This is a genomic window from Pontibacter populi (assembly GCF_019336435.1).
Lineage (GTDB): Bacteria > Bacteroidota > Bacteroidia > Cytophagales > Hymenobacteraceae > Pontibacter > Pontibacter humidus.
The window spans coordinates 29,612-51,907 of the sequence record NZ_JAHWXQ010000001.1 but is presented as its reverse complement, the minus strand read 5'-3'; the positions used below and the strand labels follow the sequence as shown (position 1 = coordinate 51,907).

At 46.3% G+C, this 22,296-nt stretch carries 19 protein-coding genes and 1 riboswitch; of the genes, 4 read left to right on the top strand and 15 right to left on the bottom strand.

Features of this window, described 5'->3' with window-relative positions; all coding sequences use genetic code 11:
• Nucleotides 1–252 precede the first annotated feature (252 nt).
• The 9 genes from KYK27_RS00165 to KYK27_RS00125 all read right to left on the bottom strand — a co-directional run bounded on the left by KYK27_RS00165 (nt 253) and on the right by KYK27_RS00125 (nt 10,310).
• Nucleotides 253–513 (bottom strand): acyl carrier protein, encoded by a 261-nt coding sequence (locus KYK27_RS00165; RefSeq protein WP_199108063.1) that lies wholly within the window; start codon nt 511–513, stop codon nt 253–255.
• A 106-nt stretch (nt 514–619) separates the two neighbouring features.
• Entirely contained in the window at nt 620–3,799 is a 3,180-nt protein-coding gene (locus KYK27_RS00160) for an efflux RND transporter permease subunit (RefSeq protein ID WP_199108062.1), read from the bottom strand.
• Between the two features lie 247 nt (nt 3,800–4,046).
• Complete coding sequence (locus tag KYK27_RS00155) at nt 4,047–5,102, bottom strand: efflux RND transporter periplasmic adaptor subunit (protein ID WP_199108061.1); 1,056 nt, start codon at nt 5,100–5,102, stop codon at nt 4,047–4,049.
• A gap of 20 nt (nt 5,103–5,122) precedes the next feature.
• Nucleotides 5,123–6,478 carry a TolC family protein gene (locus KYK27_RS00150; protein ID WP_317195869.1) on the bottom strand — a complete coding sequence of 452 codons (1,356 nt, stop codon included), beginning with the start codon at nt 6,476–6,478 and terminating at the stop codon, nt 5,123–5,125.
• A 69-nt stretch (nt 6,479–6,547) separates the two neighbouring features.
• Complete coding sequence (locus KYK27_RS00145) at nt 6,548–7,021, bottom strand: GbsR/MarR family transcriptional regulator (protein ID WP_199108060.1); 474 nt, start codon at nt 7,019–7,021, stop codon at nt 6,548–6,550.
• Nucleotides 7,022–7,229: 208 nt separating this feature from the next.
• Complete coding sequence (locus KYK27_RS00140; RefSeq protein ID WP_199108059.1) at nt 7,230–7,850, bottom strand: HAD family hydrolase; 621 nt, start codon at nt 7,848–7,850, stop codon at nt 7,230–7,232.
• 68 nt (nt 7,851–7,918) lie between these two features.
• A complete protein-coding gene (locus KYK27_RS00135) occupies nt 7,919–8,665 on the bottom strand; it encodes an EcsC family protein (RefSeq protein ID WP_199108058.1) in 747 nt (248 codons plus the stop codon).
• A 213-nt stretch (nt 8,666–8,878) separates the two neighbouring features.
• A complete protein-coding gene (locus KYK27_RS00130) occupies nt 8,879–9,412 on the bottom strand; it encodes a YceI family protein (protein ID WP_199108057.1) in 534 nt (177 codons plus the stop codon).
• Between the two features lie 217 nt (nt 9,413–9,629).
• The gene (locus tag KYK27_RS00125) at nt 9,630–10,310 is read right to left on the bottom strand and encodes a hypothetical protein (protein ID WP_199108056.1); all 681 of its coding nucleotides are present in this window, start codon (nt 10,308–10,310) and stop codon (nt 9,630–9,632) included.
• Between the two features lie 504 nt (nt 10,311–10,814).
• Here KYK27_RS00125 and KYK27_RS00120 point away from each other — a divergent pair.
• The 3 genes from KYK27_RS00120 to KYK27_RS00110 all read left to right on the top strand — a co-directional run bounded on the left by KYK27_RS00120 (nt 10,815) and on the right by KYK27_RS00110 (nt 15,677).
• A complete protein-coding gene (locus KYK27_RS00120) occupies nt 10,815–12,353 on the top strand; it encodes a malate:quinone oxidoreductase (protein WP_199108055.1) in 1,539 nt (512 codons plus the stop codon).
• A gap of 225 nt (nt 12,354–12,578) precedes the next feature.
• Nucleotides 12,579–14,717: a sensor histidine kinase gene (locus KYK27_RS00115; protein WP_317195868.1), complete on the top strand. Its 2,139-nt coding sequence runs from the start codon at nt 12,579–12,581 to the stop codon at nt 14,715–14,717.
• Nucleotides 14,718–14,861: 144 nt separating this feature from the next.
• Nucleotides 14,862–15,677 (top strand): MBL fold metallo-hydrolase, encoded by an 816-nt coding sequence (locus tag KYK27_RS00110; RefSeq protein WP_199108054.1) that lies wholly within the window; start codon nt 14,862–14,864, stop codon nt 15,675–15,677.
• Here the strand turns inward: KYK27_RS00110 and KYK27_RS00105 are convergent, their stop codons facing one another.
• The 6 genes from KYK27_RS00105 to KYK27_RS00080 all read right to left on the bottom strand — a co-directional run bounded on the left by KYK27_RS00105 (nt 15,678) and on the right by KYK27_RS00080 (nt 20,337).
• Nucleotides 15,678–16,220, bottom strand: a complete 543-nt coding sequence (locus tag KYK27_RS00105) for an RBBP9/YdeN family alpha/beta hydrolase (RefSeq protein WP_199108053.1) — start codon at nt 16,218–16,220, stop codon at nt 15,678–15,680.
• A gap of 103 nt (nt 16,221–16,323) precedes the next feature.
• The gene (locus tag KYK27_RS00100) at nt 16,324–17,595 is read right to left on the bottom strand and encodes a sugar MFS transporter (protein ID WP_233150187.1); all 1,272 of its coding nucleotides are present in this window, start codon (nt 17,593–17,595) and stop codon (nt 16,324–16,326) included.
• Nucleotides 17,596–17,879: 284 nt separating this feature from the next.
• A complete protein-coding gene (locus tag KYK27_RS00095) occupies nt 17,880–18,035 on the bottom strand; it encodes a hypothetical protein (protein ID WP_199108051.1) in 156 nt (51 codons plus the stop codon).
• Nucleotides 18,036–18,301: 266 nt separating this feature from the next.
• On the bottom strand, nt 18,302–18,562 hold the full coding sequence (locus KYK27_RS00090; RefSeq protein ID WP_199108050.1) for a hypothetical protein: 261 nt from the start codon (nt 18,560–18,562) through the stop codon (nt 18,302–18,304).
• 62 nt (nt 18,563–18,624) lie between these two features.
• A complete protein-coding gene (locus KYK27_RS00085) occupies nt 18,625–19,476 on the bottom strand; it encodes a cyanophycinase (protein ID WP_199108049.1) in 852 nt (283 codons plus the stop codon).
• A gap of 114 nt (nt 19,477–19,590) precedes the next feature.
• Complete coding sequence (locus KYK27_RS00080; RefSeq protein WP_199108048.1) at nt 19,591–20,337, bottom strand: DUF72 domain-containing protein; 747 nt, start codon at nt 20,335–20,337, stop codon at nt 19,591–19,593.
• A gap of 179 nt (nt 20,338–20,516) precedes the next feature.
• Nucleotides 20,517–20,620: riboswitch (SAM riboswitch) on the top strand.
• 257 nt (nt 20,621–20,877) lie between these two features.
• Here KYK27_RS00080 and KYK27_RS00075 point away from each other — a divergent pair.
• Nucleotides 20,878–22,224, top strand: coding sequence for a Na+/H+ antiporter NhaC family protein (locus tag KYK27_RS00075; protein WP_199108047.1), 1,347 nt, complete (start codon nt 20,878–20,880; stop codon nt 22,222–22,224).
• The last annotated feature ends 72 nt before the right edge of the window (nt 22,225–22,296 follow it).

Genomic DNA, 22,296 nt, shown 5'->3' with positions numbered 1-22,296 from the left:
TCCTTGTCCGGAACCAAATCTGCTGCGGACTTCTTAGTCCGCGTTACTGGCAACATGGGGATTCGGAAATCCCCGGCAGAGGGCTTTCGGACTTGGAAGTCCGAAAGAGCGGTAGAGTCCGGAAGAGCGGTAGGAGTAGAGGTAATAAACTATAGTTTAAAGTGCAGCTATAGTTTACTGTTTATCACACAGTGCACAAAAAAAGCGCCGCAATGTATAGTTGCGGCGCTCCTTTTTTATAGTTCAATTGGCTTATCCAGCCTGTTTCATGGTTTGCGTGTACACGTAATTCACAAAGTCATCAACCGTATACACCGGCACTTCATCGGGTATGGTCAGGTGGTAGGTTTTCTCTACTTTCAAAATAACGTCTACCACATCCACTATATCAAGCCCGAGTGTAGTCAGGTCGCGGACCTCCAGGAGTTGATTGCGTTTAAGATTGGTAACAGAGGTGATGATCTTCACCACTTCTTTTTGGATTGCCTTTTTATCTGGGGTTGCAGTTGTCATGGCATGTAAAAGGTAAGAGTAAATCTGGGTCTGAGATTGCGGAAACTATAAGCCTCCGCAATCTCCCCAGCAATTTATAAGTATGAAAACAGGTAATGCATGCTGATTAATGCGCGAACTCGTGCGCCATTTTCTTGTCTTCCAGCATCTTGGTTTCGTGCTCCAGCTCTTCCAGGGTCTTCTCTTCCAACTCGATTTTAGTTTTCTTATCTAAACCGAATTTTGCAAGAATTCTGTCGAAGCCATAGTAGATGATTGGAACAACTATAAGCGTCAGGAACATAGAGGAGCTCAGACCACCGATCAGTGCCCAGGCCAGACCGTTTTTGGTAGCAGCTACCGAGCCACCTGCCAGCGCGATCGGCAACATACCAATCACCATGGCCAGCGTCGTCATCAGGATCGGACGGAAACGGATACGAACGGCTTCGATCAACGCTTCTTTCACTTCCACGCCTTCGTCTTTCAGCTTGTTGGTAAAGTCCACCACCATAATCGCGTTCTTCGCTACCAGACCAATCATCATAATGATACCCAGGATAGAGAAGATGCTCAGCGACTGCGAGGCAAGCGCCAGGGCCAGCAAGGCACCGATGATCGCCAACGGAATAGAGAAGAGTACCACCAGCGGATAAATATACGAGTCGTAAAGGGCCACCATAATCAGGTACACGAAGATGATAGAGGCAAGCAGGGCAACACCCAGCGTACCGAAACCTTCGCTCTGGTTTTTCAGGTTACCACCATACTCTAAGCTAACACCGGCAGGCATTTTTATTTCTGCCATCTTCGCCTGTATGTCAGCACCTACCGAACCGGTTGGTCTACCAATTACCTGCGAGTTCACGTTTACCGAAGTTACACGGTTGTAACGCTCCAGCTGCGACGGACCAGTAGACTGGCGGATATCAGCGAACTGTGCCAGGCGAACGATCTGCCCTTTACTGTTCACAAAAGACAGGTTGCCGATGTCGGTTACGCTGCGGCGATCAAACTCATCCAGGCGGATGTTGATGTCGTAGTCTTCGGTGCCGGAACGGAACGTAACATCAGAGTTGCCACTGAAGGCCAGCTGCATGCTGGCACCCACGCTCTCCAGCGAAAGGCCAACGTTTGCCATCTTATCACGGTCCACAACCACTTCAATTTCCGGGTTACCACCTTCCACTGACATTTCCACGTCGGCGGTACCATCCACACCTTCTGTAATGGCCAGCACTTTCTGCGAGAAGTTCATCACGCTGTCCAGGTTAGAGCCTGAGATGATGATCTGGATCGGAGCCTGTGAGTTACCAACCAGACCAACCGGAACCGGCGTTACTTCCACATCCGGAATACTGCTTTCAATATCTGCCTTTGCCTGGCGGCTGAACTGGTCTGTACTGAAATCGCGTTCTTTTACATCTACCAGCGTTACCGAAACATCTGACTTATAAGCGGTGTTCTGACCAGCCTGTGCCGAAGTGGTAGTACCTACTGTGGTAAACACTTTCTTTACTTCAGGCTTGGCAAGCAGGTATGCTTCCACCTGGCGTGTGGCAAAGTTGGTCTGTTCTACAGTAGCGTTCTTAGGCAATTCCAGCTGTAAGCTTACTTCACCGCGGTCGCCGGCAGGAATAAATTCTGATCCTATAAAGCCCATCGGTACCAGCGCAAACGAAGCAACTAATAGTAGCATGGTTACACCCAGCGTGATGAACTTGTGGTTAAATGCCCACTTCAATGTAGCTGTAAAGCCATCGATCACACGGTCCAGGAAGCGCTCAAATGAAAGTATAAAGCGTCCGAAGATATTCTTGTCAGAGATGTGCTCTAATCTTGAGAAACGGCTGGCAAGTAATGGGATCAGGGTAAAGGCTACGAACAACGAGATCATCGTGGCTACGGCAACCACTACCGCAAACTGGCGCAGAATATCCGAAACCAGACCTGTTGAAAGCGCGATCGGGATAAACACAACTACAATTACCAGGGTAATGGATGTAACTGTTGCCATGATCTCACGGATACCATCGTAAGCGGCCTGCGCCGGCTTTTTGCCCATCTCCATGTGGCGGTGAATGTTCTCAATTACCACAATAGCGTCATCCACCAGAATACCAACTACCAGCGAAAGTGCCAGTAAAGACATCAGGTTAAGCGAATAGCCGAACAGGTACATGGCAATGAACGTGGCCACCAACGATGCCGGGATAGACACCATTACAATAACCGCATTACGCAGCGAGTGCAGGAACAGCAACATCACAATCGCCACCAGTATAACGGCTATGATCAGGTCGTGTATCACCGAGTCAGCTGCCTCTAAAGTAAAATCAGAAGAGTCGTTGGCTACGTTGAATTTCAGGCCTTCTGCTGCGTAGGTTTTCTCCAGCGCGGCAAGTGCTTCTTTTGTCAGGCGACTTACTTCCACCGCGTTGGCATCAGACTGTTTCTGTATAGTTATACCTACCGATGGATTACCATTGATACGGTTCATTACTTCAATGTCCTTCTGGGTATCCTGCACTTCGGCTACGTCAGCAAGGCGCACAATACCTTTGTCGTCCTGGCGAAGTATCAGGTTATTTAGCTGCTCCAGCGACTGAAACTTACCTGCCAGTCGGATCTGTGTCTGGCCGCTTTCCTGCTTTATCTTACCAGTCGGGAAGTCGAGGTTAGAGTTACGGATCTTCTGCTGTACCTGAAGGATAGACAGGTTATAGGCTTCCAATTTGTTGGCATCAATATTTACTTTGATCTCACGTTCCTGGCCACCCAGTACTTTTATGGCAGCCATACCCTGTATGCGCGACAGCTCCGGTTTGATCTTCTTGTCGATCAGGTCATAAAACTCCGTAGCCGACATGTTAGCCGTAGCACCCATCTTGATGATTGGCAGGTCGTCGAGGTCAAATTTGTTCAGCGTAGGGGCATCGGCATCTTCCGGCAACTTGGCCAGAATGGTGTTAATCTTACGCTGTGCTTCCTGTAAGCTTAGGTCCACATCGGTACCCTGGTTCAGGTTGATCACGATCATCGAAAAGCTTTCCATCGAGGTGCTTTTCATTTCCTTCACGTTTTCCAGGGAGGCAAGTGCGTCTTCAATCTCTTTTGTAACAGAGTTCTCCACCTCGTTTGGAGAAGCACCCGGATACACCGTCATGATGGTAAGCACCGGTGGGTTGAACTTCGGTAGAAGCTCGTAGTTAAGCGATTGGTAGCTGACAACACCAAGCAGCGTGAGTACGGTAAATACCACCACCACTATAGTTGATCGCTGGATCGATATTTTGGTTATGTTCATTTTATAGTTTCTTATTTAAAAGAAGTATTCTTGTTTTTGATCTGCTAAAGCGAGTCATCCCCCTACCCCCCTTCAAAGGGGGACTTTTCTGTTCAGATTAATTCCCCTCTTAAGAGGGGTAGGGGTGTGTTATTGCTAAGGCTTCATCTCCCTTTTACCAGGTTCCTTTCAGGATGACAGGTATCTTGGTAGTTTCTTAAAGTCCCCCTTTGAAGGGGGTAGGGGGATGATAACTATAGCCGGGATCTTACTTCAGCAACGTTACTTTAATGCCTTCTCGAAGGTTGATCTGGCCGCTCTGTACTACCTGATCGCCTGGCTGCACACCTTCCAGTATCTCTACTTTATCCTGCGTAACCACACCTACTTTTACTTTGCGCATGTTGGCAACGCCGTCTTTCACCACATAAACACTTGGGTTCTGGATGCTACCAACTATAGCCTGGCGCGGCAACAGCATGGCATCACGCTGATCGTCTACTTTAAAGTAGGCAGTGCCGTACATACCAGCTCTCAGATTATTGTTAGCGGCATTTTTTACTTCCACTTCCACATCAAATTTCAGGGTAGGGTCGGCTTGAGCGGCAATGGCGGTAACCACACCTTCGTATTCCTGTCCGGCACCGGCATTAGCTTTCACAGTTACCTTATCGCCTTTGTTGATCAGGAGAACTTCGCTTTCAGATGCTTTTACTTTCAGCTTCAGTTTGTCCACGTTCACGATGTCGTATAGTTTGGTAGACATACCTAAGTAAGAACCAACTTCCACATAAATTTCATTGATCTCACCGTTGATAGGTGCCGTAATTCTGGTTTTAGTTAAGCGCTGACGTGCAGCTACCAATTGTGCCTGCGTAGACTTTGCAGCAAGACGGGCATCTTCCAGTTGACGCTGCGTGATCGCATCTCCGGCAGCCAGGTTCTCGAAACGCTCCAGGTCACGCTTTGCTTTCTCGGCGTTTGTCTGGGCGGTAGCCAGGTCAGCAGACATGGTGTTGCTCTCTACCTGTAATAGTAATTCACCTGCCTTTACCTTATCGCCTTTTCGCTTCAGCACACGCTGTACCTGGCCGGTAGTTTCCGACAAAAGGGTCAGGCTCTGGATAGGAGCGAAGTTACCCTGTGCGGTAAAAGACTTATCTAATTTCTCTGTTTTAACTTCTGTAACAGCAACCGGAATTGCATCGCTTTTAATTTCAGCTACTGCGGCGTTGGCAGCCATCTGTTCTTTGTTGCTCATCAGCTTATAGCCTACTGCAGCTAAAACAACCAGTGCAATTAAAATATAAATTACCTTCTTCATTTTAGTATTTGGTGTATGTCTTAGTTTGATAGTGATTCGAGGTTTCCTTTGGCTTTCAGATAGCTCAGCTGGGCAATCTGGTATTTAAGTCTTTCGTTGTTCAGGTTCGTCTGGGCTTCGCGCAGGGCGGTTTCAGCATTCAGCAGATCGCTAAGCGGTGCCAGGCCTTCCTTGTATAGTTGGTTGGTGGTGTCGTACACTTCCTGGGCCAGCTTCACGTTGCGCTCCTGGGCATCTATGTTGTTCTGGCTGTTGCCCAACTGGCTCACGGCGTTGCTCACTTCTACCTGTGTGTTCTTGTTGTATTGCTGTATATCCAGGTCCATTTTATTCAGCTCTATTTCGCGCTGTTGTACCTGGCTCTTCTTGCGCAAGCCATCAAAGATCGGGATGTTAAGCTGCAGGCCTACCTGTGAGTTCGGGAACCACATCGCATCCGGGTTGCTGATCATGCGGCCATCGTACTGCGACTGGTAGTTATAGTTACCAAAGGCTGCCAGCGAAGGATAATAACCTGCCCTGATGTTTTCAACCTCCAGCGTTTTCAGTTCTTTCTGCTTGTTCAGAATCTTGAACTGGGCACGCTCTGTCGCTACTTCATCCAGGCCGGCTAAAGTTGGCTGCTCATCCAGTAATACATCATCTGCAGAACCCGACAACGAGATCTGCTCTTCCAGTGGCATGCCCATAAAGAATTTCAGCACATTCAGCTGCTGTGCGTAAGCCGTCTGCAGGTTCTCTTTCTGGTTCTCGAGGTTACTCTTGTTTACCTTAATGCGGCTCACATCCACTTTCTTCACCAGGTCATTTTTATACTGAAGCGTCAGGATCTTCTCCAACTGGGTAAGCATGTTCAGGTTGGCGTTGATGCTGTTGAACTGTTCTTTTGTCTGCAACACCTGGTAATAAGCGCTGCCCACGTTATAGATCACATCTTCACTGGCCATTTCCTTGCGGATACGGTACAGGTCTTCGGCACTTTTAGCTGCTTTCAGACCAACAAAATATGATTTACTGAACAGCAACTGCGTTACCGATAAACCAGCCTGCACGGTGTTGTCTGTACCCATTGGCTTGATAAGCGGACCGGTACCTTCCGGGTTGAAGTCGGCAGGAAGTGCGATCATAGACTTTTCAAGTGTTCTCACGGCAGAGCCTTTCACATCTACCTGAGGCAAACCTGCACTGCGCGCTTCGTTTACCTGGTACTTAGAGCCCATCTCATCCAGAGATGCCTTCTTAACAGATTCGTTATTTTCCAGGGCATAGTTAATGGCCTGCTGTAGGTTCAGTTCTTTGACACCCGGTTGGTTTTGTGCGAAAGCCGGCGTGGCAAAGCAGAGTACTAATCCTGCAAATAAGTGTTTGATATTCACGTTTATAGTTCTTTTTGTTTATATATTGATAGTTGGTTCTGAAATTGAAGAACCAGCTGGATAAAAAAATTATGCGTTTTGATTCAGGTTTTGCTTTTCCCACTGCTCGATCAGGTTCGGCAACTGGCCTTTCAGGTAATCCAGAAAGCTGATGAAGTACAGTAGTTTCTCGTCGTAAACCGGGTTATCACGTTTTCTGACTTCCAGTACGCGCTTAAGTATGTTGTTCAGCTCACCTAAGTCTTCCATCTTCTTGTTAAAGGTGTCGCGCCAGTTAGAAGACTTGATTCGGAAGTAGCGTTTTCTATCGCCGTGGAACTTAGTGTACTCGATATGGCCTGTGTTAAGCAACATATTCAGGGCGTTGCTGGTAGCACTTTTACTGATGTTCAACGTCTCCGAAATCTCCTCGAACGTAAGCTCGGGCTTGTCAGAAACCAACAATATGCCCATAACACGCGCCACAGCCGGCTGAAAACCATTGTTTTCCTGGTATACACCAAACTCCTCAATCAGCTCCAGTTGTTTATCGCTTAATGTCATAATAATTATCAGTTACAGGTTGATAACAGTGCAAAGGTATAGTATAGTTTCGTTAGTTCATAATTTACAGAACCAAAATTCTGAAATATTTCTGCGCATGCAAATCAGGTGACAATGCATCATATTATAGTTGTTAGAGGTGCTGTCTTTAATTATAGGTTAATGATCTTGTAATAAGATTTTCAGGGCTGGATTTGTTTATCAACTTCTAAATAAAGTCGTGTAGTTGCTTGAAATCAGTTATTCTGGAGAGGGTAGTTGTGGCAGGGTTAAAATTTAATTTATCATATAACACGGCTTCGATTCCTAATTCCAAAGCTGCCTTAATTTCAGAATGGGGGTCGTCTCCTACAACCAGCACATCGGTGGGCTCTAAATTATGTCTGTCTATGATATCCTTAAATACGCTTTTCTTGGTCTGGTTTGATAACCGGGGATCTACGATGTGAACCTCCTCAAAATCTCTGGCAATATTCAACTGTTCAACTTTACTTTGCTGCATTCTGGTAAAGCCTGTAGTAACTAAAAACTTCTTACAGGGGATCGCTCTTACCTCATCATAATCTTCAAACGGCGCCATCTCCATGGTACAGGTTAGTCCGGTCAGTAATTCTATTCCCTGCTCCGTTAATGTATCGCTAAAGTTATGGGCTGATGCCACTTTTTGAAAAGGCGTTCGCATAATGGCTTTCTTTATCTCCTCTATATCACCGGTATACTCGCCACTTTGCTCGATCATTTTAAACAACGGATGAAACAGCTCATTCCCGATTGATGCAACAGGGTAAATGGTATTGTCTAAATCTAATATGATTGCTTTTTTAGGCATAAGTTACTGATGAATTAAGATTGCTAACTGCTGGAAAATGTTACTTCCTTATTTACCAATGTCACAAACTATAGTTTGCCGGCTTCTTGCCAGCGCATGCGGTAAGCGTTCATGGCGGTCTGGCCTAGTTTCCGGAGTAGCCTATAGTTTACTACTGCGCCCACTGGCGCTCCGATAATGGGTATAAGTTGCGCCATTTTAGCCAGGTCAATGTAATCGCGGTACTCCTGCTGAAAGCTGCGCCAGTTAAATTCGTTTATATCGTCGGGGAGGTGTTGTTTCTGCGTTTCCCAGTCTACCATCTGGCGGTATACATCGCGGCGGTGCTCGTGGCTGCTAAAGGCCAGCTGAAAGATGTGTAACAGGTATACGCGCTCTTTGTAATCAGAAGCATCGTAGCCATACAAGGCCGCAATTTCGAACAGCAGCTTCATTTTAAGCCCGAACAGCAACGGAAAATCAGCGAGACCTAGCAAAATGCCACCCGCACCGGTTACGCCACCTTCGGCGGCGGCGGCGTTTCTGTAGAATTTTATGCGGCCCTCTACCAGCCCTTCCTGTAGTTGTAAATTATGAGCTGCTATGGGCACTTTTGTTATCAGGCCGGCACCGAACAGGGTGGCACGGGTCATTTGTTTTATAGCGGCGGTTATAGCATTGTGTACCTTGTCGGGTATATAGCTGTTTATTTTGTGTTGCGCTTTGCGGGCCAGGCTGTTTAGGAAGGTAGGCTCACGCTGCATCAGGCGTTGCCAGTCGTGGAGTTGGTGCAGTGCCCGTTGCGTATAGTAGTGGTCGGAGAGGGGTATGGCCATAAGTGCTATAGTTTGGTGTACTAAACTATAGTTTTATACTTAATCAGCCTAACGAAAGCTGCCTGTAATATAAGTAGGTGGCGAGGTTTTGCATGTTTACGAACCCTGGTAATCCAATAATTCCAAAAATACAGGGTCAGACAAACTATAAAAACAGCAAGCCACCCGGACCTGAGTCTGAGCGGCTTGCCATTTATAAAACAGGAAAAGAAATTATGCTTGTTTTACTAGCTGCACTTCACAGTGGAGCTTTATTTCGTTGCTTACCACCACCTGGCCGGCTTCAGTTACTGCATCCCAGGTAAGGTTAAATTCTTTGCGGTTTACTTTACCGTCTACTGTAAAACCAGCTTTTGTCTGGCCATACGGGTCAACTACAATACCACCATATTCTACGTTCAGGGTTATCGGTTTGGTAATATCTCTGATAGTCAGGTCGCCGTGCAGTTTATATTCATCACCTGATCCTTCGAAGGTTTTACCTACAAAGCGCAGTTGCTTGTGCTGTTCCGCATTAAAAAAGTCATCCGACTTAAGGTGCGTATCGCGCTGCTCGTTGTTTGTGCTGATAGAGTCAACATCTGCGGTAAACTCAATGCGGGATGCTTTTTTAAAATCTTCGTCTTCGGTCTCAACTTCAAGGTTAAAAGACTTAAAGTAACCTGTTACTGTTGTGATCATCAGGTGTTTTACCTTAAACTGAACTTCACTGTGTGTCGGGTCGATTACCCATTTTGTAGTTGCCATAATTATCTTTCTAGTTTTAATAAATATATAAATAGTAAGTACGTATTGTTGTGCTAATGTACTAACATTTAATGTATATACATGTATTATGGCAAAAAGGTTTCAATTAATTTTTACAAAGCGTTGATAGTTACTGCCGGCCAGGCTATAGTTTAAAAGCAAAAAACCGCTCCGGTATAGTTCCGGAGCGGTTTTTATAGTTCTGTTAGTTTATTATCTAAACGTGCTGCTTTTTCTGAAGGGCTGCCAGTTGCTGGCTAAGCTCTTCGGCGCGGTTAAACTCCGTCTGCATTTCACGTTTTAACTTCAGTTCACGTTCGCGAGCTGCTTTTTTGTATTCGTTAAACTCGTTGTCGATGTCGTTAAAGGCTTTTACTTTTTCTGTAGTGGTGCTCTTGCTGCTCTTATACTGCATCATCACTATGGCCAGTATCAGTAACAGGGCAACTATAATTACAGAATTCAGGATCACGTAAAACTGCTTGCCCATATCAATCCCGAAAAACGAGATGTTATTGATCAGGTGCTGGCTTTTCTGTACTTCCAGTTCTTTGCGGGCAGTTTCTTCGGTCAGGGCTTTCAGCTGTTTTTCCTGGGCTTCTACACTAGCACGGGCATCAATCAGTTCTTTGTCGGCGCCTGCGCGGGCATCGGCCAGTTTTTTACCAATTACATGCAGGCTATCGTTTACGCTGTTATAAAAGTTATTCAGCGTTTTTACATTCACTACCTTGTACTGCTGGCCTTTCTCGTTGTACGAGTTGGCATTTTCTTTAAGGTTATCGAACTGGCTTGATAATGAATTTTTAGCTGGTTTTGCTTTCTGCGGAGCCGGGCTCTGGGCCTGTACAGCTGTGAACATTACAACTAAAATGAAAGATAAAAAGGTTGATTTCATGGTAATTTGATTAATGTCTGGATGCTATACCAGAGTAAACATAAAAGAAAGTGCTATAACGCGCAATAAAAATTTAAATATGGACTAAACTTATTTTACGGATTTCCCTCTTTAACTCCCAAGCAAACGTTTTAGTATAGCTTTAATAAAGGTAAACTAACCTAAATGCCTCCCGGAGTTTATAAAGAACTCATTATTAGCTGCTTTATGGTATACATAATCATAAAAACGCGGTTATAGTTCCTGATATAAGCACCCCCGGCCAATTGGCAGGTTACACTTGTATTATGGCTGGGTTTTATAGCCTCCTATAGTTGTAAGCGCAACTTTTTAACAACTGCCTTAACCTTAAAGGGTGGTAACTCCTCTGGACAACAGCTATTGGATCAGAACAAAGCTAATGCAACCTGGCAGTTACCTGTAAGTATAGTTAAAAACATTCGTTTCCCGTAATCCTTTAAAGCTGACCTGCTACTGCAGGAATGTTTAAGAAACCAGAGAACTATGAATAGCAATAAGACAAACCTTGCAGATAACCCTGATGTGATACTTATTGGTGCCGGCATAATGAGCGCCACGCTGGGCACGCTGCTGAAAGAACTGGAACCAGGTATTAAAATAGAAGTGTATGAGCGGCTGGATGTAGCTGCCGCCGAAAGCTCTGATGCCTGGAACAATGCCGGAACCGGGCATTCTGCCTTCTGCGAGTTAAACTATACGCCTGAGCGCCCTGACGGAACTATAGATATTTCCAAAGCTGTGAAAATTGCGGAATCGTTTGAAATATCCAAGCAGTTCTGGTCGTACCTAATCGAAAAGAACCAGGTGAAGCTTCCTGATTTCTTCATCAATAGTATTCCGCATATCAGCTTTGTGTGGGGCGATAAAAATGTGGAGTTCCTGAAAAAGCGCTACGATGCCCTGACTGAGTGCCACCTGTTTAAAGGCATGCAATACTCCGAAAACCCGCAGCAGCTAAAGGAGTGGATGCCACTGGTAATGGAAGACCGCGACCCGAATGAGAAAGTGGCTGCCACGCGCATGGAGATTGGTACGGATGTGAATTTTGGCGCGCTAACCCGCCGCATGCTGGAGCGCTTAGGCAGAGATGGAGAGGTAAAGCAGTATTTCGGGCATGAGGTACGGAATATTAAGAAAACCAGCAATGGGTACTGGCGCATTAAAGTAAAAGACCTGGCAACAGGCGATAAGCGGAAAGTATATACAAAGTTCTTATTTATAGGTGCAGGAGGTGGATCATTGCCTTTACTTTTAAAATCTGATATACCGGAAGGCGATGGTTATGGCGGTTTCCCGGTGAGCGGGCAGTGGCTGCGTTGTGTTAACCCTGATATTATTGAGCGCCACAAGGCCAAAGTTTATGGCAAAGCCTCGGTTGGTTCGCCGCCCATGTCGGTGCCTCACCTGGATAGCCGTTTTATTAATGGGAAAAAAGAATTACTGTTCGGGCCTTATGCCGGTTTTTCAACCAAATTCCTTAAAAAAGGCTCTTTCCTGGACCTGGCTTTATCCATCAGGCCTGATAATTTGCGACCTATGATATCGGCAGGCTTAAAAAACATACCGCTTACCCAATACCTTATAAACCAGGTAAGGCAGGAGCCCGAAGACAGGCTGGCTGCACTGCGCGAGTATTACCCGGATGCCAAAGAGGAGGACTGGAAACTGGAAGTAGCCGGACAACGGGTGCAGGTTATTAAAAAAGGACCTGAAGGTGGGGGCGTACTCGAGTTTGGTACTGAGATGGTAAGTGCCTCCGATGGTTCGCTGGCTGCATTGCTGGGCGCTTCGCCTGGCGCATCAACCGCCGTATCCATCATGCTGGAGCTTATAAAGCGTTGTTTCCCGGAGCAGGTGGCATCACCTGAGTGGCAGGCAAAGCTAAAGCAGATGATTCCGTCTTATAACCAGTCGCTGGCCCAGAACGCAGAACTGCTGTACGAAGTAAGAGACTGGACAAGCGCAACGTTGGGCCTGCCGCGTATCGGTACCAACTATAAACAGGAACTGGGTAAGGTGTAAACTATAGTTATAAAGTTATCGGGAGTTACTTTTTTTTTAAAGTAATTTAGAGTTACCAAAATGGTTTATATTGCTGTACAGTTGCTAAACGGCATTAATGGGTGTAAACTATAGTATCTGCCGGGATAAAATAATACATCCTGTGTTTTTAGCTTAACTTACAACCGCTTCTGTACGTTATGGTAACTCTTAGAGCAGTCCCTTACCATTTCTACCCTTTTCCTGGTGATCAAAGATAAAGACTTAATGCCTTCAGAAACGATTCAGAATACGAATATTATGCCTGCATTTTTACAGGGTGGTGGAGAAATGGGAGCTCTGATGCGGGCATACGACTGGGATAATCATCCGCTGGGGAAACCTGAGGGCTGGCCCGAAACGCTGAAGACCACCGTCAGGATCCTGCTGAACTCTGCCTTCCCGATGTTTTTATGGTGGGGCAAGGAACTGTATATGTTCCATAACGATGCATACCTGCCGGCTTTGGGTAACAAACATCCGAAAGCCCTTGGGTCGAGCGCACACGTTATGTGGGCCGAGATATGGGACACTGTTGGGGTAGTTGCGGAAGATATCTTAAAGACCGGCAGCCAGTTTTATGCTGAAGAACTATACCTGGTGCTGGAGCGCAAAGGATTTCCGGAAGAAACCTACTGGACGTTTTCTTATAGTCCTGCGTTTGACGACCAGGGGGAGGTGAATGGTGTTTTTTGTGCCTGCACCGAAGTAACCAAAACTGTGCTTAACCAGCGCCGCCTCCGTACCATGAAAGATATTTCGGACGCTACTGCGCACATACAAACCCTGGAACAAGCCTGCCAGACTGCTAGCGAAATACTAAGCCGTAACTTCCGCGATATTCCGTTTAACCTGATATACCTGTTTAATGCAGAGGGGACGGAATGCCGGCTGGTTGGAAAAGCAGGAGATATAACAGCTGATGCAGCGCCCGAATTTTTAGAATTAAACAGTAACGCCAACAACTCGCCGCTTCACGCCTTACTAAATACCCGGCAACCTGTATTGATAGACCATTTAACCGATAACCAAACTATGGCCATAGTGCCTGGGTTTTCAGTTCCGGCAAAAGCTGTTGTGCTTCCTATCTTCAGACCAGGCCAGGACGAGATAATCGGGCTGTGCATTTCCGGTATCAGTGCCAGCCTTAAATACGACGCAGATTATATTGGCTTTCATCAGTTAATGATAGGGCAGTTTGCCACTTTTATTACAAGTGTGCAGGCACGTGAAGAAAATTTACGGCAGCAGGAATACCTGAAAGAAATTTTTCAGCAGGCACCTGTTGCTATAACCATACTTCGTGGCCCTGAACATATTATAGACCTGGCTAATACCAATATTTGTGAGATCTGGGGGCGCAGACAAGAAGAGGTACTTGGCAGAACAGTTTTAGAGGCACTGCCTGAAGTGGCAGACCAAGGCATTATAGAACTGCTGGATGGTGTATATAACACAGGCGTACCTTTTGTAGCGAACGAGCTCCCTGTATCATTTGACCGGGATGGCAAACTGGAAGAAGTGTACCTGAATTTTGTGTACCACCCGCTGCGTAATCCGGCAGGGCAAATTACAGGTATTATTGCCGTAGCCATTGACATAAATGAGCAGGTAGAAGACCGCAGAAGGATAGAAGAAATGAACCGGGAACTGCTGGGCATAAATGCCGATCTCGACAACTTTGTATACTCTGCCTCGCACGACCTGAAAGCCCCGATCTCTAACATCGAAGGGTTAATGCGGGCACTTGTTGAGTACCTGCCAGCAGAAGTGATGCAGTCCGAAACCGAGATACCACGCGTGCTAAACCTTATCCAGAATTCTGTCGACAGGTTTAAGCGGGCCATAGCCGATCTTACCGAAGTTGCCAAAATACAGCGCGACAGTACCGAAGACGTAGTTAAATTAAGTCTGAAAGATATAGTAGAAGATGTTAAACTGGATTTTGAAAGGCTGATCAGGGAAAAAGAGGCAACTATAGATGTACAGGTTAATGAGAACGCCGTGGTGGAGTTTTCGGCCAAGAATGCGCGCAGTATAATTTACAACCTGTTAAGCAACGCTCTGAAATATAGTTCGCCGGACCGCAAGCCGCTGATAAATATTACGATAGAGGCCAATCCGGACTTTACGGTACTTTGCGTGGCTGATAACGGCTTAGGCTTAAACCCTGCCGATGAAAGTAAAATATTTGGGATGTTTAAACGCCTGCACGACCACGTGGAGGGTTCCGGAATAGGGCTCTATATTGTAAAGCGCATCCTCGAAAACGCAGGCGGACGCATAGAGCTCGACAGCGAGCCAGGCAAAGGCTCTACTTTTAAAGTGTACTTCAAACGCTTGTAAACTATAGTTTTAATCCTGATAATCAGCTACAACTATAGGTGCGGTTGGTTAAAGTTGCCGCGCATGGAATTAAGGTCGCAATTTTGTAGTTTTCTATTTACCCCTGGTTGGTATAAACTATAAATTACCCTTTCTTTGCAGCATATGCAATTGCAGATCACATCATTAAATTCAGGAAGTAACGGTAACTGTTATTACATCGGAAACGAGCGCGAAGCGGTGCTGGTAGATGCCGGTATTTCGTGCCTGGAAACCGAACGACGCATGAAGCGCCTTGGCCTTTCTATGCGCAAAGTGAAGGCTATCTTTATTTCCCACGAGCACTCCGATCACATACGCGGCGTATCTGTCATAGCCCGCAAGTACGAGATTCCGGTTTATATTACACCAGATACTCAGTACCACGGCCGTTTAAGCCAGGAGCGATTTACCGCCATTCCTTTCATGGCCTATGAGCCTGTGAAAATTGGTGAGTTAACTATAACTGCGTTTCCGAAATGGCACGATGCTTCCGATCCGCATAGTTTTATAGTGAATTACCAGGATATCAATATCGGCGTTTTTACAGATATAGGTGCCCCCTGCGAACACGTGATCAAGCATTTTGGTATGTGCCACGCCGCCTTTTTAGAAGCCAACTACGATGACGGCCTGCTGGACAAAGGACGCTACCCGTATCACCTGAAACAACGCATCCGCAGTAATCACGGACACTTATCAAACGAACAGGCACTTTCGCTTTTTATGGAACATAAGCCGTCGTTCATGAGTCACCTGCTGTTGTCGCATTTGTCTAAAGACAACAATAACCCAATGCTGGTGCAGAACCTTTTCCGGTTAAATGCTGCCGGTACCGAGGTTGTTGTAGCTTCCCGTTACCAGGAAACCCCGATCTACACCATTACCAATTCTTTTACACCGATAAAGCATTACAAAGGCGAGCAACTGCAGCTTCTATAGTTAGGCAAATATAGTTTCTCCGCTTAATTTACTGACCAGTCCAAGCCCGGCCTGCCAGTTGCCATAACCTGATTTAGCTTCTATGTGGCCGGCGTTTTGTAGCGTTACCAACTCACTTCCCCAGCAGGCAGCAAAGTATTTTGCCCGCTCATAAGCTACCACATGGTCGTTGGTGCTGGCTACAACTATACTCGGGAAGGGTAATTTTTGGAGCGGCAACGGACTAAAACCTGTAATATATTTTGGGTAGTTTGGATCATCCACATCGCTGGGAGCTACCAGCAGAGCGCCTTTTATACGTTTGCTAAACCGGTGGTGCCAGTTAACTATAGTTGCGCAGCCTACACTATGGCCAATCAGAATCACGTCTTCCAGGTTAAAGTTTTTAAGTTCCTTTTCCAGTTGTGTCGTCCATTGCTGGCAATCGGGTTGTTGCCAGTTTGCCTGTTCGATGCGGTAAAACTGGTCAGGGTAATTTGCTTCCCAGATGCTTTGCCAGTGGTCAGGCCCTGAGTTGCGGAGACCGGGAATGTTGATGTTCATCGTTTTATAGGGTATAGTTTTAAAGTTAAACTATAGTTTGATCTAACAGAAAATCCCGCGCAAACTATAGTTCAGGCGGGATTTTCTGTTAGGGTAGTTGATATTACTTTCTGATTCTGTGGCCTTTGGTAGAGAAGAACCAGATGAACAAGTAACATGGCACCATGATCCAGTAAGCCTGCTGCGCATTAGCCATATCGGTAAGGCGGCCATACACCAGCGGAATAATAGCGCCACCGGCAATACCCATTATCAGGAGCGACGAACCGATTTTGGTAAAACGGCCCAACCCGGCAATAGCCAGCGGCCAAATGGCAGGCCACATCAACGAGTTAGCCAGTCCTAGCAATGCAATAAATAACACCGAAACGTAACCATCAGTTAATATCGCGGCAATAGAGAAAACCACACCCAGCACCGCTGAAATCTGCAGGGCAACGTCCTGCTTCAAAATTTTAGGGATGGTAACGATGCCGATAAGGTAACCAACCAGCATAGCTCCTAGCGTAAAGGAGAAGAAGAACTTGGCATCTTCCAGCGAAAAGCCCTGCTCCACACCATAACTGATAATGGTATCAACAGAGAGAACCTCTACGCCTACATACAGGAAAATGGCCAGTACGCCCAGCAGCAGGTGCGGGAACTGTAAAATGCTTGTTTTTGAAGTGTTGGCAGTAGCTACGGCTTCATCTTCCTGGTCGGTATCCACTTCAGGCAACGACGAAAGCAGCACCAGTACAGCTAATACCGCGAGGGCAGAAGCCACAATGACATAAGGTGTTATCACACGGTGAGCAACTGCATCCAGTTCCAGTGCTTTCTGGATCGGGTCCATGCTACCGAGCTGTTTTACCAGGGCATCCAGCGCTTCGGGATCAGAGAAAACGATAAAACCTAACGCAATCGGTGCCAGAATACCGCCTACTTTGCTGCAGATACCCATGATACTGATGCGTTTGGCCGCACTTTCGGCAGGGCCCAGGATGGTAATGTATGGGTTGGAGGCTGTCTGTAACAAGGCAAGTCCTGTCCCCTGCACAAATAAGCCGATCAGGAAAAGGGAGTACGTTCTGTTGAGCGCGGCGGGAATAAAAATCAGCGCACCAAGTGCCATTACAGCCAGACCGGCAGCCATACCCTTTTTAAAACCTGTAACTTTTAACACCCACGCCGACGGAATGGCCATCACCAGGTAAGAGATATAAAAGGCAAATGTCACGAAATACGATTCGAAGTTGGTGAGTTCGCAGGCTATCTTGAGATAGGGGATGAGCACCGAGTTGAGCCAGGTAACGGAGCCGAAAATAAAGAAAAGGACTCCAATGATCAGGATGGCACGGAAATCATTACGTTTCTCTAACTCCTGAGACATCATAGGTTCAGTTTTTACAGACATAAAAAGGATAGATAATTCTGTTCAAGATAATCTATTTTTTTAAGAACTCATTTGTCTGTGAGGGTAAGATGGTAAAATTTTAGATGTTGCTTTACTCAGGGTGTTTCAAGCTCCAGCCGAAGGACTTTATATGTTCTATAGTTCCTCTCTTTTGTCATTTCGATCGCAGAGAGAAATCTATCTCGGCTTATAGTTCGGGAGGCTTACTCACTCCAACCAAGCCTTCCTTCCAAATCACTATCAATCCTGGGAGCTTTACTCACCTACTGTTCTATAGTTGGCTTTGGTGCCCTCACGGCCAGGAGGCCCCGTCTTCGGGCATCGCGCTGCTGCTTTCTTGCTTCCCTCGTGCCTCGGGCTGCCTGGCGGCACCGCAATAAATCAAAGGCGCTCAACCCAAAGACTGATACGTTTCGCATAGTTGCTTTTATTTATAGCTTGAACCTGCTCGCTTCGAGATTGATCGTGGCTATAGTTTTATAGGGACAGGTAAACCTGTCCTGCTCGTAGGCTGTAACTATAGAATTGTAGCTCAAATTAGAGAAGTTGCAGATTTGTCCCCCTTTGAAGGGGCAAGTGGATGACAAACCGCAACTAAAACACTATAAGTCAACTATAACAACAACAGAAATTCCCCTCTTGGGAGGGGCAGGGGTGGGTTAAAACTCCAGCTATAAAACCATAACTATAAAACTATAGCAGTAAAAATCCAATCCTGAAAATCCGTTAATCCTGTAAATCCTGATTCAGACAATGCCTGCCGGGCCAGTTGAGTTACAAACTCAACACCATAATAAGACACGGGTTGCAAACCCGCGCCAGCAATACGAACTATAAAACTGTAGCCATTAGCTATAACAAAAACTCCCTCTCCTGTTTTTAGGAGAGGGCTGGGGTAAGGTAATTTAGGGCAGGTTAATCCAGCAACTATAAATTTAAAACTCAACTACAGAAGACTCTCCCCACACTAGATTACCCTGAAGTGTTCCCGAAGACGGCAATTTTCACTTAAACAAATTTACCGGAAGTAATATGGTACGATCTGCCCCTGGGCAGGATATGCATGATCAGATTCTCGACGCAGAGTGCCTCACCTGTTCCTATGGATTCATAGTTATTCGCCACCAGTTTTCGACCGTCAATAACAATTACAAGTCCGGAACCGATGGTTTCTATAAAGTCGTTTCCTGTTATCAGGATTCCGGTGTCTTCGCCGAGGCCGATGCCGATATGGGTAGGGTTGCTGGCGATTGCCTCTACCAGGCGGGGTATGCGCCGTCGGTTTACAAAGTGGGTGTCAATGATGATCTTATCCAGTATATCCAGTCCGGAGGTGAGTTCTACCATGCCTTTGAGTAGTGGCGTGGTTTCGACATACCCATTTATCATTATTCCCGACAAAGCCATGGCGCCGGCGCTGGTACCCGATATCAGGAATTTGTCTTCGTGCAGGTAACGCGTTTTGATAATGTTCAGTGCTTCCGAACCCTGAAACGCAGCGGTAATGCGCTGCTGATCTCCTCCCGTAAACATGACCGCATCTGTGTGCATTAGGCGTTCCAGGTAATCGGGCCGGTTGGCATCTTGAGGGCATTGTATTGGTAAAACGCCGACGTTATCGCAACCCAGCATTAAAAACGCATCTGTATAAATCTTACCTGCAACTTCAGGAGTTGATGTTGCTGTAGTTACCACTTCTATGCGCGTGCCAAGGCCATGCAGTTCATCATGTATCCGTTTCAAAATGCCATGGTCGAACTGGTGTTGTTGCTTGAACTGATTTGCTTTTACCCGCACTGGCAAGGTTCCTTTATCTTCGTTGCCGCCAATAGCTACAATTTTACCTTTCGGGATCTTCATAAGTTGTTATCACTTCACTGTTTACGCGTTTATATATGCATGGTGTTCCAAAGGCTTTTACGTTATACGTTAGATGTTACTGCAACCCGGGAAGTTACTTTTCTCAGAAGTTAACTACAGATTTTTGACCATGTCGTATAGTTTACGGGCATCGAGCACGGCGTTACCTAAAATGGTATTATTAAAGAATACCCAGACCTGTTTTTCATCCTCCAGCCAATCTTTTACCATATAGGCGTAGCGTTCCAGTTTTTCGTCGGAGTAAGCAGAGGAATACATTCTTTCATCGCCGTGCAGGCGCAGGTAGGCAATATCGGTCGTGGTAACTTCGGTGCCCGGGAAGCGCTTCCCGGCGCTGGCAATAACGGTGGTAATGTCATAATCGCGCAGTAACTCCACCGACTCATCAGTAAACCACGACACATGGCGGGCTTCCAGGGCAAATGGCTGCTCAGGGTATTTATCGCGCAGCAACCTGTAAAAATCTTCTGCCGTTGGCCTGTCGAACCGGAAACTGCCTGCAATTTGTACCAGTACCGGCCCCAGGCGTTCGCCCATCAGATTATAGCTTGCCATAAATTTATCCAGCGGTGCTTCCACATCAACAAATTTGCGCTTGTGGGTTATTTCCTGGTTTAGCTTGGGGGCGAATTTGAAATAAGTAGGTGTGGTGGCCAGCCATTTTTCCACGGTTTTGGCCATGGTAAAGTGGTAAAAGCTGCTGTTTATTTCAGTACAGTTAAAGTGCGTAGCATAATAAGCAAGCCTGTCCGCCGATTTTAGCTCGGGTGGGTAAAGTACTTCCATCCAGCGGTAGCTCCAGCCGGATGTACCTATATGTAAGTTCGGTATCTGCTCCATAGTGTATAGTTGTTGCAGGTACGTACGGCTGTGGCGCAAGGCTGTTCATCTTTGTTTAGTGCAAACCTGTAAAACAATCGGGCACTAATGCTGTTGCGTAACAAAGTCCGGAAGATGTTTCTTACTTAAAAGTTGCAATTTTTAAGACGATGGCCTTACCTTTGCAGCATCTTTATCAAGATTTATAAAGAAGAGGGGAGAGAGCAGGCTCCGTGAACCTCTAGCAACCGTCAGTAAAATTGAAATGGTGCTAACTCCTGCCCAGTTTTGGGAACTATAAATTATTACTCATGCACTTACAACACCATTCTACAGTACTTTTTGACGCCAGTTTGTCTTGTATAGCAACGCCTGTTGCTACCATGTGCGGGTGTTGCTGTTGTAGCTAATCCCTCTTTTACTGCCAGTCGTTTTACCTGTAAGGTTGCCGGCTGCGACTTAAACTTTTCAACTCATTTCTTTTATTTCAACTGCATCTGTAGTTCACGGTAGTGTTTACTGTAGACTTTAGTGCGCATTTCTATCAGGATTTAATTTTATATGGATCAGATTCAAAAGACAGGCGGAACTGCACTGGTTCCTTTTTTAGTATTCGTGCTGATTTTTCTTGGCGCCGGTATAGTGCTCAACGACTTTTATGCCTTGCCCTCGCCGGTGGCGGTTATATGCGGCATAATTGCAGCTTTTTTGCTTTTAAAAGGTAGCATAAATGCAAAAGTAGATGCCCTCATCCGTGGTTGCGGCGATTCCCAGATCGTTACCATGTGTATTATTTATTTGCTGGCCGGCGCTTTTGCGGTCGTATCGCAGGCAATTGGCGGCGTTGATGCTACGGTTAACTTAGGCTTAACTTACATTCCGGTGCAATACCTGGCCTTAGGAGTATTTTTGCTGGCGGCTTTCCTGTCTACGGCTACGGGTACTTCGGTGGGAGCTATAGTTGCACTTGGGCCGATTGTAGTGGGACTGGCCGAGCAAAGTAATTCCCCGATGCCACTCATGCTGGGAGCATTACTGGGCGGTTCCATGTTCGGCGATAACCTTTCTTTTATATCTGATACAACTATAGCCGCTACCCAGACGCAGGAATGTGAAATGAAGGATAAGTTTAAAGTGAACTTCCTGATTGCCGGACCTGCCGCTTTGCTTACAATTGGGATGTTGCTGTTTGCCGGTTTTCAGACCGATCCTGCCCAGGCAGTTTTACCTGTAGCGCAGGAAATAGAGTTCATTAAAATTGTGCCTTACCTGCTGGTACTTTTCCTGGCGATGTATGGGATAAACGTGTTTGTAGCGCTGATTGCCGGTATAGTTGCTTCAGGTGCGGTTGGTATAATTGGCGGTGACCTGGATGTGCTTCTGTTCAGCAAAAAAATATACGAGGGTTTCACCAGCATGACGGAGATCTTCCTGCTCTCGATGCTGACCGGCGGACTGGCCGAAATGGTACGACAGGCAGGTGGCATTCAGTTCCTGCTGAATAAGGCAAACAAGTTTATCAGCGGGTATCGTTCGTCGCAGTTAGGCGTTGGGCTGCTGGTAAGTGGCGTAAATAGTGCTATTGCCAATAACACGGTATCTATAGTTGTAACGGGGCCAGTGGCAAAAGACATAAGCCAGCGCTACCACATCGATAAACGTAAAACTGCCGCTATACTGGATATTTTTGCCTGCATTGTACAGGGTTTGCTGCCCTACGGAGCCCAGATACTTATTATGCTGAGTTTTACAAAAGGTAAGATTTCATACTTGGAGGTGCTGACGTATGCCTGGTACCTGTACCTGCTGTTGTTCTTTACCGTGCTTGCTATAGTTACGCCATTAGTAGATAAGTTCTTTCAGAATAAGCCTGCAACTATACCAGCTCCCAAAGCGGTTGCAGCTTAAGCAACTTCTCACTCCAACAAGATTTATATAAAAAGAACCACTCAGGCGTGTGCCTGAGTGGTTCTTTTTTGT